Below are 13,800 nucleotides of genomic sequence, written 5' to 3'. Positions count from 1 at the left end.
ATAGAGTAAAAAATATAGTTAAAAGGATTGATTGATCATGATTCAACAACTTGCTGATGTAATAATTTCTAGTAATGCTGTATTTACAGGACTATCGGACAAGCCTGAACCCGCGTCAATTGCGATTAAAGACAATAAAATCATTGCAATTGGTTCTGATGAGCAAATGAAATCGTATTTAGGTGAAAATACAAAAGTCTATCAATATAAAGACCAATTGATTATGCCGGGATTTCATGATTTCCACCTTCACGCTATGGATGGTGCAGTTTCCCTTAACAGTGTCAATTTATTCGAGGCACGTTCAGAAGCTGAAGCACTGGAAATGATTCAGGAATTCGCCGAAGCAAATCCAGAAAATCAATGGGTAATGGGCGCAGCATGGGATGCTGGGTACTGGGATACACAGCAATTACCAACTCGTTTCTCTCTGGATCGGATTCTCCCAGACCGGCCGGCACTTATGTTTCATGCAGAAGGGCATTATGCGTGGGTGAATTCCAAAGCGTTAGAGATTGCGAATATTCATCGTGATACAGAGAACCCTCCTTACGGTGTAATCAGTAAATACGAAAATGGAGAACCCGATGGGCTTTTATATGAAAAAGCGATGGATGCGGTCATCTGCCACGCATATGACTTTACAAAGGAAGAAAAGAGAGAACTTTTCTCGAATTTCCTGGTTCATGCCGCTAGTTTAGGAATAACGGCTGTTCACGACTTATTTGCGACAGAGGCAATGGAAATTCTTAATGATTATGACCTTTTCAAAGAATTTGAAGATAATGGGGAATTAACAGCACGTCTTCATTTATGGCCAGCCTTAAATGGTGATTTAGAGCGTGCCAAACAATTAAGAGATACGTATCAATCGGATAAACTCCGTATGTCAGGACTGAAACAATTTATTGATGGAGTGATTACCGCTCGTACTGCTTATTTATTAGAGCCTTATGCGGATCAACCAGAAACACGTGGTGAGACGTCTCACTCTCCCGAAACGTTTAAAAAATGGGTCGTTGAGGCAGATAAAGAAGGCTTCAGCATTCGTTTTCATGCAATTGGAGATGGAGCCATTCGCTTGGCACTCGATTCCTATGAAGAAGCACAAAAGATTAACGGCAAGCGGGATTCACGTCATTCCGTTGAGCATGTAGAGGTGATTCATCCTAATGATATCCCTCGGTTTAAGGAGCTGGGTGTTACTGCTTCGATGCAGCCGGATCACTTTGCGATGTCTGAACGAGGTGTTTATACCGACCGAATTGGTCCTGAACGAGAAAAGCATGTATTTTCTATTAATACATTGAAAAAAACCGGTGCGAATTTGGCATTTGGGACCGATTTCCCCATTGATATCCTGAATCCGCTTCTACAAATCTATCGTGCCGTAACGAGAATTGACAGCAGCGGAGTAACAGTATGGCATCCGGATGAACGGATTACTCTTGCCGAAGCACTAAAGGCTTATACGATCGGATCTGCATACGGCTCATTTAGAGAACATGAATTAGGAACATTGGAAGTGGGGAAGCTGGCTGATATTGTCGTCTTGGAGCGAAATCTTTTTGAAATTCCCGAGGAAGAAATACCAAATACAAAGGTACAATTAACGATTGTTGATGGAAACGTTGTTTTCAATCATACAAATTCATTAATAGAAAATTAACTTAATAAGTTTCCTGGAAATTAGGGGGCCTTAGAAATGGGCGGTTCTTTTTTAATGTGAAATCACCCTTTTAAAAAGCCCCCTAAATTTCTCCCTATCTTCTGATGTAAATGGTTTTGGTCCCTTTGTACGCTTTCCGCTTTTTCGAGCCATTGCACTCAAATATCGTGTTTGTAATAATTGGTCAATGTTTTCATTTGTATAACTATACCCATTTTGGTGAAGTACCGTACACCCTTTTGCTAAACCTAGCGAAGCAAGACCATAATCTTGCGTAACGATTATATCTCCTTTTTCTGCTAACTTCATAATCCGATAATCCGCAGCATCTGCCCCGGAATCAACATAAATGGTCTCCACTCCTTTTGGTTGTTCCGCATTAGAAAAATGAGAAAAGCTAGTAACAAGGATAACAGGAATTTCAGCAGTCGTGCCTTCAGAGATAATAATATCTTTTACCGGACAAGCATCTGCATCAACATAAATTTTCATCTTTATCTCTCCCGTAAATAAGTTCGTGTTGATGATAATGGCAGATTTAGCTTTTGTCAAACGATAAAGATATATTACCTAAAAAAGTATTAGGAGAAATATAAGAACAAATCTCTGAAGTTTTAGTTTTAAGCTACTCTATAGGAAAAAGAAACGGCTCAGCACACGACTGAGCCGTTTGCTTTTTTAGTACAAATATTGATTCGAAAAAACTTAGGCAAATTCATTTGAAGTTGTGCTAACATGGCAATACTAGATTTATAGGATGGGGAGGATATTAATATGAAAATAAATCAATTAATTGCCAACAATATTAACCGTTTAGATTGCCTATTGCCGGAAGATCAGACGCTCGGAATTGCTGGTTTGTCCGGGTCTGGTAAAACCACATTTTGTCAAACCATTGGGGAAGAATCCAAGAAGCGTCTCGTTTCCTTATTACCAAAGGCTGAATATCAGTATTTATTTCCTAATATTATGGAAACTAATTTCAGTGCCATCAAGATGGAAGAGATGCCTTTAGTACTTTTTCTCGGAAGATCATCCATTTCTTCCAATCCACGTTCAACCATTGGCACGCATACTGGCGTATTTACAGAGATTCGCGAGCGACTCGCTGAAAAATACAATCTTTCACCAGAAGTCTTTTCATTTAATAATGAATTAGGCTGGTGTCCTAAGTGTAAAGGCCGTGGTACGAACCAAAATGTACAATGTCCGAAGTGTGATGGAAGGCGTTATAACGAGGAAGTAGAACAATATACAATCAATGTATTTGGTAAACCGCACAGTATATCAGATATTAACAACTTAAGTATTGAAACGATTCTTTCGCTATCAAAAGATTTACATATTAGTGAAGTAAAACAGCATCTACTTAAAAACATTATTAATATGAATATAGGTTACCTAACATTAAACAGAATTATGGGTACATTGTCAGGTGGAGAATTAACTCGGGCTTACCTGGCAGAATTCATGGCTGTAAGTGAAAATACGGCCATTATCATTGATGAAATATCAGTCGGGATTGATCACGGAACATTACTAAAAATTTTAGAACAAATCAAACAATTAGGCTATAAGAATCAAATTTGGCTGATTGACCATTCTGACACAGTGCTCGATACAACTGACGACCAAGTATTCTTTGGACCTGGCAGTGGTAAATATGGCGGAAAAATCGTGGATGAATCACCGCGTCCAAAACCAGTTCACTTAGAACGAAATGAGAAAGAGCCAACAGATTACTATCAATTTCATGATTTATATTGCCGTAATATTCAAATGGCTGAAATGAAAATACCAAAAAATAGACTTGTAACCATTACCGGAGAGTCTGGATGTGGTAAATCAACACTTGTCAACGAATGTATTGCCCAAGATTTTCAGAAACGGTACAAAAACGATAAACTCGTGATGGTTGGACAAGATCGAAACCAATCGATTACGAGCCGGTCAACGGTTGCGACTTTTCTAGATATTAAAAAGAAAATCACAAAATATAGTGAAACAATCGATGATATTTTCGATTCCTCCATTGAAGATATCATTGATGAACTTCCAAATGAAGATATTGCCCATAGACGATTGAGCTTATTGATCAAACTAGGACTAGGTTATTTGACTTTAAATAGAAAAACGCAAACACTATCGACTGGTGAATTCCAATGTGTGCATTTAGTCTCGGAACTGTTTGCAAATTCTAGAAATCCTCATACACTTTTTATTTTTGACGAGCCTTCAAAAGGTTTATCACAAAATATTTTAAATCAATTCGTGGATAGTATCAGGGGCATTCTCCAAGATGAATCCGTTTCCATCATGATGATTGAACATAATGCCTATATGATGGAAAATTCTGATTTTATCGTTGATTTTGGAAGAAGAAAGAACGAACCTGTCACATATCTTGATGTTGTAAGTCATCGTAAATATTATGAGGCTAAAAATAGGGAAGACGTCGCGCTGCCATTGCCTATTTCGTCCACACTCAAATCACAAAATGGTATTACGTATTTAAAAGAAAATCATATCGACTATTATAAAAATGCAGAAAATGTCTATAAGGGCGGTATTTTAAAAAGCTTATCCTCAATGGCCCGTTTGATTTATGGAGAATACGATTCTAAAAAAATTGCACCCGTCATTGCCATTGACCTTGAAAGACATTTGTATAGTCAATATAGTTTCCTATATGAAATGGGTGGGGTGATTAACCAGATTGTGGCGGCACATCCGACTAATAAAGATACGAGAAGCTTTGATTTCTTTTCTCCGGACAATCATTGTCCTTCATGCTCGGGACGTCTTAAGATTGCAATATTTGATAAAGATCTTGTGATTAAAGACAAAAATCTTCCATTCTGGGATGGTTTATTCTATCCGGAAATTATGGAAGTATTAAAATTTTATCAATACCCCAAATTAGAATTTCTATTTGAAGAAATTAAGAATGAACTCGGGTTTGACTTAACGAAAAGTTATAATGAGATGTCAGATGAAGAAAAGCATATATTTTGGTACGGGTATTTTGAAAAGTCATTTTATGATAAGAAAGGCAAGGCACGTAGAACATGGGTAGGTTTTAATACCATCCTTGGTATGTATATTGTCGTTTCAAAATCAGTGATTAAAGAGCAAATGAAAGCTTCTAAAGAAATGATTACATGCCCAATTTGTGAGGGCACGGTTTTAAACCACCATAAACCACTTAAATTTGGAGACACCGATATTCGTGAAATAATCAATGGGTCGATTGACCAAGTATTGAAAATAGTGGGGGATTTACCCGTACTCGTCAAATTGAAATCGATTGTAGGCGGCGATATGATTTTGACAGAAGATGTCTCCTTACTGCCTAGAAAAACACAAGTCGCCCTGAAAGTGTATGAATTAGAACAAGCAAGCTTTACAGGTTATGAAATGGTCTTACAAAATGTCTTACCATTCTGGGACACCATCAAAGACAAGATCGAATCCATTAGCATCAATAATCAAGTGACCATCTGTGATTTTCCTACTATCAATGAAACAAGAGAAACGATCATAGATAAGTATTTCACAAATGGAAAATACAAGAAACTAACATATGTGTATGAAGCATTTGGTTACAAAAAATTAGTTACCGAAATGAATAAAATGAAAAAAAACCATCCATGTCCATTCTGTAAAGGAAAGAAAGTGATATCAGAAGATAATCTGCATGATGGCGTGTTTAAATTAACCATTCCATGTGTAAGTTGTTATGCGAGTGGCATCAATGATGAGGGCCTTAAGGAACTTGTTGAAGACATACCAGTAAAAACATGGTTAACTGGAACCGTAAGGGATGTCGTTGATGAAAGCTTATATACAGAAGCTGTTACAGACATTCCCATTTTCAATCGCATTCGTGAATTAAATAAACGAGATATGATGGCGGTGTATCAATGCCTTGAGCAAAATAATTAAATTAGAATGATTAAAACAAGCCATGTTTTAAAGCAAAACTAGATGTCAGTTAGTGATAGAAAACTCATTCGCAATAATGAAATGCAAATGAGTTTTTATGCTGGTTCCGTCTGCATATACTAATAACTTATTTGTAAGAGAATAATACCAAATCAAGGACTTTGGCAAAATCCTTGAAAAATATATTAATAATTAAGAAGCAGAAATACGCATTTATTAACATTAAATAATAGATGTAACCGCTAATAAAGAGCCTCTCTATATATAGAAAGGCTCTGTTTTTCGTGCTGCTAATTGGTATGATTTCAAAATTTTATATTAATATAAGATTTGCGACACAACCTACTATAAAAAATGTGATGAATATTTCTGAAGTAAGAGATTTTTGATTTCGCCTGGTGACTTATTTGCTATCATTTTCCGACTCGGCGATTTTTTCTTCAATATTTATTTTTTCCTCTTTCCACCACAGGGCCTCATGAGGATCCTCTAGAATTTCCGCAATTTCGTGTTTTTCCTCTACTGCCGGTGCTGAGCCCCGCAGCGCTTTCCCGGTGGTTTCCTTTACAAAAAACATGGTGACAATACCAATTAAGCAAGCAGCCATAATATAATAAGCTGGAAGCATCTTGTTTCCCGTCACTTTTATAAGCCACGCTGTAACCAATGGAGTTGTTCCACCAAATAAGGAAACCGAAATATTAAAGGTAATGGCCAGCGCAACATATCTTACTTCTGTAAAAAACAAGGAAGGCAGCATGGACGGCATTGTTGCTTCGAAGGTAGCTAAAAGAATAGCTAATATCATCAGGCCAAAAAAAACCGTCAAATTATTCCCAGTTCCAATCATCTTGAATGAAGGGATAGACAGAAGAGTTAATCCAATCAAACCTCCTAAAATAAGGCGTTTATTTCCAATCCGATCACTGAAATAACCCATAAGTAAAACAATGGGAATCATGATAAACATCACAATTAGAATGAGCAAAAGCCCCTTTGTTTCTCCATAACCCAGGACAACATTTAAATAAGATGGCATATACGATAACAACATGTAATCCACCACATTAAAAAATAAAACTAAAACAATCCCTTTAAGCATCTGCGGCCAATGAAAAACAAAAACTTTTTTGATTAATCCTTTTTCATTTTCTTTTTGTTTCCCTTCATTCATTGCTTCAAAGACAGGAGTCTCCTCCAAATTATTTCTCAAATAAAGACCAATAAGACCAATCGGTGCAGCAATGAAGAATGGAATACGCCATCCCCAATCCAGCATTTTAGCGTCTCCAAGCCAAAAACTAAGAATCGTTACGATACCGGACCCAGCAATATATCCTACTAATGTTCCCACTTCTAACCCGCTTGATAAAAAACCTCTTTTTTTATCAGGTGAAGATTCCACGATGAACGTCATGGCACCTGAATATTCACCGCCTGTGGAAAACCCCTGAACCAATCTCGCTAAAAGCAAAAGGATAGGAGCCAGATTTCCGATCTTTGCATAGCTCGGGATCAAACCCATACTTAAAGTAGCTAGAGACATTAACACTAAAGTGATGGTTAATATCTTTTTTCGTCCTAACTTATCACCCAACATGCCAAAAAACATCCCGCCAAGAGGACGAACAAGAAACGCCACAGCAAAAGTGGCAAAAGAATATACTAATTGGAGCGGTCCGGTCACGCCTGAAAAAAACACCTTTCCTATTATCACAGCCAAATAGGAGTAAATTCCAAAATCAAACCACTCCATCGCATTTCCCAGGGCAGTAGCCATCACCGCTTTTTTTGCCGAATCGGTATCCACAATCGTAATATCATCTTTTTTTAATCTTCTTTCGGATCTTTTTCTAAACCCTGCCCATTTTTCTACATTTTCTGCCAATTGCTTCACCTAAATTCCTATTGAAAGTCAAATCTTAATGATATTTTGAACTGGCTTCTCCAATGCTATTCAGGTAAAATCTTCGTCAAGCTGATTCAACTGTTGAAAATGGAAGGCTGCTGATCGAATTACTCATAAAATATAAATTAAGAATTGTTTGACTATTTAACGGATGCGCCTTATAATTTTATTGAACTAACTACCGGTAGTTAATGTAATAATGATCATTTGTCAATATCATTTACGAGGAGGATTGATGCATGAATAATATAAGCCCAACTACTCTTAAGCGAACACTTTCTTTAAAATTTGTTGTGTTTTTTGGTTTAACCTTTATGGCTCCAACGACTATGTATTCTACATATGGAGTAGCTGTAACAAGCACAAACGGGATGATCCCAACTGCTTATGCGATTGCTTTAGTAGTCATGCTATTTACAGCTTATAGCTATGCGCAATTAGTGAAAGCGTTCCCAAACGCAGGAGCAGCATATACGTTTACGCAAAAATCGATTAGCCCGCATTTAGGGTTTATCGTTGGTTGGACCATCATCCTTGATTATGTATTTAGCCCGATGATCAGTTCCCTTCTCAATGCAATCACACTGAATGCGATGTTCCCTTCCGTGCCGATGTTTGTTTGGATCATTTCATTTATTGTCATTATTACGACTGTCAACATCCTTGGTATTAAACTAGCGGCAAATTTTAATACCATCTTGCTGATCTTGCAAATCTTATCAATTGTACTGTTTATGATTTTGTCGATTAAAGGGCTTCTTGCAGGAAAAGGAGCAGGGACATTATTTTCAACTGTTCCTTTCTATGACTCTCACATTCAATTACCAACTCTTTTATCTATCATTCCTATTTTATGTTTTTCCTTTTTAGGCTTTGACGCCGTGACGGCGTTGTCAGAAGAGACGAAAGAACCGACGAAAACATTGCCAAAGGCAATCTATTTGGTCACGTTCATTGGCGGAATAATCTTTATCGTAGGTTCGTATTTTTTACAACTCATTTATCCATCGTTTCAGTCTTTCAAAAATCCTGAGTCAGCCTATATCGATATTGCGATGTTTATTGGCGGGACTATTTTTACGAGTATCTTTAATGCTATCGGGCTGACAGCCGGCTTTGCTTCAGCTGTTGCTTCCGGTACGAGCGCCTCTCGTATTTTGTATGCGATGGGAAGGGAAAATGTATTACCGAAAAAAATCTTTGGCTATTTATCTCCAAAATACCGCACGCCAGTATTCAATATTCTAATTATTGGTGTGATTGCATTAAGTGCGCTTTTTCTAAATTTAACGTCTGCGATATCTCTTATTAATTTTGGAGCACTGTTCGCCTTTTTCTTTGTGAATCTTTCGGTAATCGCTCACTATTTTATCCGAAACAAACAGAGGTCTTTTAAAGGGACGATTCAATATTTGATTATCCCGGTTATAGGCACAGCACTTATTGGACTGTTGATTACAAAACTGGACAAACATTCCCTATTACTAGGTGGAACATGGCTTCTGATTGGATTTATCTATCTATTAAACTTAACAAAAATGTTTAGGCAATTGCCTCCAGAGCTTGGCTTAGAAGAAGCTCATTAAAGGGGCATTTATCTATATAAATGAAAGGATTGATTAATGATGAGTCAACAAACAGCAGATATGATTATTTCGAGTAATACTGTTTTTACAGGTCTTAATAACCAGCCTGAACCCGCTTCGATTGCGATTAAAGAAAACAAAATTGTTGCGATTGGTTCTGAGGAGGAAATGAAACACTACGCAGGCGAGAATACGAAAATTTATAAGTTTAATGACCAGCTGATTATGCCAGGATTCCATGATTTCCATCTTCATCTTATGCAGGGGGCCGTTGCTCTTAATGGTGTCAATCTGTTCGCGGCCCGTTCTGAAGAGGAAGCACTGGAAATGATTCGCGAATTCGCTGAATCCCATCCGGAAAATCCATGGGTAATCGGATTTACATGGGATGCAGGTTATTGGGATACACAACAATTACCGACCCGCCATTCATTGGATCGTATCCTCCCTGATCGTCCAGCGCTTATGTTTCACGCCGAAGCTCATTATGCTTGGGTGAACACGAAGGCATTAGAGATTTCCAATATTAATCGACATACGGAACCCCCTTCTTTCGGTATGATTGGGAAGGACGAAAATGGAGAACCAAATGGCCTCCTCTATGAAGGAGCAATGGATGCGGTTATCCACCATGCCTATGATTTTACGAAAGAACAAAAGAGAGTTCTTTTAAAAAACTTCCTCACTCATGCTGCTAGTTTAGGTGTAACGGCTGTCCATGACTTATTTGCATCGGAGTCAATGGATATTCTTAATGATTATGATTTATTCAAAGAATTTGAAGATAAAGGGGATTTAACAGCACGCCTTCATTTATGGCCCGCCTTAAATGATGATTTAGAGCGCGCCAAACAATTAAGAGATACGTATCAATCGGATAAACTACGTGTGTCCGGACTGAAACAATTTATTGATGGCGTCATTACTGCTAGAACTGCTTATTTATTAGAACCTTATGCGGATCAGCAGGATACACGTGGTGAGACGACTTTTCCTCCTGAGACGATTAAAAAATGGGTGGTGGATGCAGATAAGGAAGGCTTCAGTATTCGTTTTCATGCGATTGGGGATGGAGCTATCCGTCTTGCTTTAGATGCCTATGAGGGAGCGCAAAAGGCTAATGGCAAGCGGGATTCACGTCATTCCGTTGAGCATGTTGAGGTAATTCAGCCTAATGATATCCCTCGTTTTAAGGAGTTGGGTATTACCGCTTCGATGCAGCCAGATCATTTTGCGATGTCAGAACGGGGGGTTTACACCGATCGAATCGGTACTGAACGAGAAAAGCATGTTTTTTCAATTAATACTTTGAAAAAAACGGGTGCAAACTTGGCATTTGGGACTGACTATCCAGTTGATATCCTGAATCCACTTCTACAAATTTATCGTGCAGTAACCAGAATCGACAGCAGTGGTGAAACAGTATGGCACCCTCATGAACGGATTACACTTGCTGATGCATTAAAAGCCTATACGTCAGGACCTGCTTACGGAACATTCCGGGAGCATGAATTAGGGACACTGGAAGTGGGGAAACTTGCTGATATTGCCGTCTTGGAAAGAAATCTTTTTGAAATACCGGCGGAGGAAATTCCGGATGTAAAGATCCAGCTAACAGTTGTTGATGGTACAGTAGTGTATGACCATACAGAGTCTTTAATTGAAAAGTAACATGTGATAAAAAGAGGATTCTGCCCTAGAATCCTCTTTTAGATTTGAACCTATTTTGGATATTAACCCAGTAATGGTTATTCAAATACGAATAGTTTATTCAAAATTAAATACCTCTTTTGGTTAAATAGTACTAAAAACCGGTAATACAATTTGGCATAAAACATGCATTAATGTTTTAAACGGTTATAGTTATTCCGTTAGTTTGAAGAGGAAAAGCCATGCATAATGCTTTTATCATTGGGGGCGAGTTAAATGAAACTTAAAATAAAACCCATAATAGCAATTATTGTAGGATCTGCTATTATGGGTTTTGGCGTTGATTGCTTTAACATAAGTAACGGTTTAACAGAAGGCGGTATTACTGGTATAACCATATTACTGAAATTTATCTTTAATTGGGATCCTGGGTTAGTCAATTTAGTGATCAATATTCCGCTTATGTTTCTTGGCTGGAAAACACTGGGGAAAACCTCCTTTATTTATACGATAGTGGGGACCGTATCGTTATCTGTATTTCTTAGTGTTTTTGAAAACTTCTCTTTACCATTACAGGATTTAATGCTTGCCTCTCTTTATGCTGGTGTTACGGTCGGTATTGGATTAGGGATAGTATTTCGTTTTGGCGGGGCAACAGATGGAATCGACATCATTGCACATCTTTTGAAAAAATACATGGGATGGAGCATTGGGCGTACGCTGTTCTTTTCTGATTTAATCGTCGTGGCTATATCACTTATTTATCTTGATCTTACCCGTGCTATGTATACCCTTGTAGCTGTTTTTATTGGAGCAAAAGTCATAGATTATGTTCAAGAGGCAGCATATAAAGCCAAAGCCGTAATGATTATCTCGAATGTAACCTCTGAGATTGCGAAGAAGATTACGATGGAAATGGAACGAGGTGTAACTTTACTTAACGGCAAGGGGGGATACACGGGAGAGAGTAAGGAAGTACTTTACTGTGTCGTTAACAGAAATGAAATAGGACGACTAAAATTATTGATACAGGGAACCGATCCCTATGCTTTTGTTAGTGTTAATGATGTGTACGAAGTGCTTGGGGAAGGATTTTACCATGATAAACACAAACATTAGATATTAATGCGATTAGAGAGAAAATAATATTATTTCGATTGGTTTAAGGAAAATCAAGTAGACTATTCCAGCAGCCAGCCATTATACCCCCTAGAGTTTTCGAATGGATATCAAGGTTTATTAGCAGCCAAATATCTAGTGTAGCTGCTCCTATTTTTAATTACAAAGGGTCTATCATTGCAAGTATTAGTATTGCAGGCCTTAATGTGAATTACCGAAAAGAGATGCTGCCTTCGTTGGTTGAAAAGGTAAAGAGTGCTGTACTTGAGATTTCACGGAAATTTGGATATATTCCAACCACATAATAAATGACACGGGTTAAAAGTGCTCGTGTCTTTTTCTGATTTTTCCTAAAATATACAGTATTTTTAAATTTCCGATAATTAATTAATAAGTTCAAGGGTTCTATTGAAAAGCCTTTTTACTTTGAAAATGAATTGTTATCTTAATAATAAGAAAATTAATTCACAAAGGCAGTGATTATATGGAAAAACACTTTGGAATTCTTCAAATCGAATTGGATGCAATTCTTAAAGCCTCGAAAGATAACATAGTGATTACGGATGGAAAAGGAATTGTATTAAGAGCAAGTCCGAATTGCCAAGCCATTTACGGAAAGGATGTTTCATTTTTAATTGGAAAATCAGTATTTCAGCTTGAAGCAGAGAGCATTTTCTCCCCATCGGTTACAAAGATGGTTTTAAAAGCAAAAAAGGAAATTCAAGTAATGCAGCACACGACGACTGGACGTGTGGTAATGGCAACGGGTTTCCCTGTAATGAACGAAGCTGGAGAGATTATTCGCGTCATCAGCTTTTCACATGATTTAACAGAAATTGAAACTTTAAAAGAAAAGTACGAAGAGTTAAAAACAAAGATGGAGCATTATCAATCTGTAATAAAAGAATTGGGTGAAAAAGCCGATAGCACGGAGGATATCGTTATAAAAAGCAAAACCATTCAACGAATATGGGAATTGGTACAGCGGGTGGCAAAATCGGACGCAAATGTTGTGTTTTATGGAGAGTCGGGGGTAGGGAAGAACGTATTTGCTCGTGGTCTTCATAATAAAAGCGAACGGAAGAGAGAAGCATTCATTGAAGTAAACTGCGGAGCGATTCCCGAATCATTATTTGAATCGGAAATGTTTGGATATGAAGAGGGTTCATTTACCGGAGCTAATAAAAATGGAAAACATGGCCTTATTGAGCTTGCTGATAAGGGGACTTTATTTCTAGACGAAATCGGTGAACTACCCCTTTCAGTTCAAGCAAAACTGTTGAAGGTACTTCAAGAGAAAAAGATAACCCCGGTTGGTGGGGTTAAGGTAAAGAATATTGATTTCCGGCTCATTGCTTCGACCAATCAGAATTTAAAGGATATGGTAAGTCAAGGGAAGTTTCGCCAAGATCTTTTCTATCGGCTTAACGTTATTCCAATCCAAATCCCTCCTCTCAGGGAACGGAAAGAAGATATTGCCATGTTGGCACATTATCATTTGAAAAACTTTAACGAAAAAAACAGCACGAATAAATTTTTAGACGCAGCCACCGTTGATCAACTGATCTCTTATAATTGGCCGGGGAACGTACGTGAACTGGAAAACTTGATTGAAAGACTTGTAATAACTACGGAAACAAGAGCGATTTATCCTGATCAGTTGCCATTTTATATTCCTCAAAAGAATCGCCAACAGAACTTTGAATGGTCATTCGACCATACTGAAGGTAGAAGAAAAACATTACAGGAAATTCTCGATGAAGTAGAGTCTCGCCATCTTAGGAGAGCTTACATGCAGTATAAAACAACCCGTGAAATAGCGGAACATCTTGGGTTAAGTCAACCAACTGTTGTAAGGAGACTAAAAAAATACGGAATTGATTCAAAAATGAATCTTGATTTATAACTGAATCAGAATTTTG

At 37.7% G+C, this 13,800-nt stretch carries 9 protein-coding genes and 1 pseudogene; 8 read left to right on the top strand and 2 right to left on the bottom strand.

What is annotated here, in order from left to right:
- Positions 1-37 precede the first annotated feature (37 nt).
- Positions 38-1,669: an amidohydrolase gene (locus BIV60_RS02275; protein WP_071354129.1), complete on the top strand. Its 1,632-nt coding sequence runs from the start codon at positions 38-40 to the stop codon at positions 1,667-1,669.
- A gap of 51 nt (positions 1,670-1,720) precedes the next feature.
- Here the strand turns inward: BIV60_RS02275 and BIV60_RS02270 are convergent, their stop codons facing one another.
- Positions 1,721-2,161 carry a YaiI/YqxD family protein gene (locus BIV60_RS02270; protein WP_071354128.1) on the bottom strand — a complete coding sequence of 147 codons (441 nt, stop codon included), beginning with the start codon at positions 2,159-2,161 and terminating at the stop codon, positions 1,721-1,723.
- Between the two features lie 282 nt (positions 2,162-2,443).
- Between BIV60_RS02270 and BIV60_RS02265 the strand changes: the two genes are divergently transcribed.
- Entirely contained in the window at positions 2,444-5,614 is a 3,171-nt protein-coding gene (locus BIV60_RS02265; protein ID WP_071354127.1) for an ATP-binding cassette domain-containing protein, read from the top strand.
- A 145-nt stretch (positions 5,615-5,759) separates the two neighbouring features.
- Positions 5,760-5,810: pseudogene (locus BIV60_RS30820) on the top strand (YvbH-like oligomerization domain-containing protein); the annotation flags it as partial.
- 207 nt (positions 5,811-6,017) lie between these two features.
- Here BIV60_RS30820 and proP read toward each other — a convergent pair.
- Entirely contained in the window at positions 6,018-7,502 is a 1,485-nt protein-coding gene (proP, locus tag BIV60_RS02260; RefSeq protein ID WP_071354126.1) for a glycine betaine/L-proline transporter ProP, read from the bottom strand.
- Between the two features lie 260 nt (positions 7,503-7,762).
- On the opposite strand from proP, the gene BIV60_RS02255 reads away from it, so the two are divergent.
- From BIV60_RS02255 to BIV60_RS02240, 5 genes are all read left to right on the top strand, one after another.
- The gene (locus tag BIV60_RS02255; protein ID WP_071354125.1) at positions 7,763-9,109 is read left to right on the top strand and encodes an APC family permease; all 1,347 of its coding nucleotides are present in this window, start codon (positions 7,763-7,765) and stop codon (positions 9,107-9,109) included.
- Positions 9,110-9,148: 39 nt separating this feature from the next.
- The gene (locus tag BIV60_RS02250) at positions 9,149-10,780 is read left to right on the top strand and encodes an amidohydrolase (RefSeq protein WP_071354124.1); all 1,632 of its coding nucleotides are present in this window, start codon (positions 9,149-9,151) and stop codon (positions 10,778-10,780) included.
- Positions 10,781-11,035: 255 nt separating this feature from the next.
- Positions 11,036-11,878: a YitT family protein gene (locus tag BIV60_RS02245; protein WP_071354123.1), complete on the top strand. Its 843-nt coding sequence runs from the start codon at positions 11,036-11,038 to the stop codon at positions 11,876-11,878.
- Between the two features lie 80 nt (positions 11,879-11,958).
- On the top strand, positions 11,959-12,183 hold the full coding sequence (locus BIV60_RS30815) for an IclR family transcriptional regulator domain-containing protein (RefSeq protein WP_083402062.1): 225 nt from the start codon (positions 11,959-11,961) through the stop codon (positions 12,181-12,183).
- A 179-nt stretch (positions 12,184-12,362) separates the two neighbouring features.
- Positions 12,363-13,784 carry a sigma-54 interaction domain-containing protein gene (locus BIV60_RS02240; RefSeq protein ID WP_071354122.1) on the top strand — a complete coding sequence of 474 codons (1,422 nt, stop codon included), beginning with the start codon at positions 12,363-12,365 and terminating at the stop codon, positions 13,782-13,784.
- Positions 13,785-13,800 lie beyond the last annotated feature (16 nt).

The sequence above is a fragment of the Bacillus sp. MUM 116 genome, from assembly GCF_001866655.1.
In the GTDB taxonomy this organism is placed as follows: domain Bacteria; phylum Bacillota; class Bacilli; order Bacillales; family Cytobacillaceae; genus Neobacillus.
Note: the sequence above shows the minus strand (reverse complement) of the source record. Positions and strands in the feature narration are given on the sequence as shown.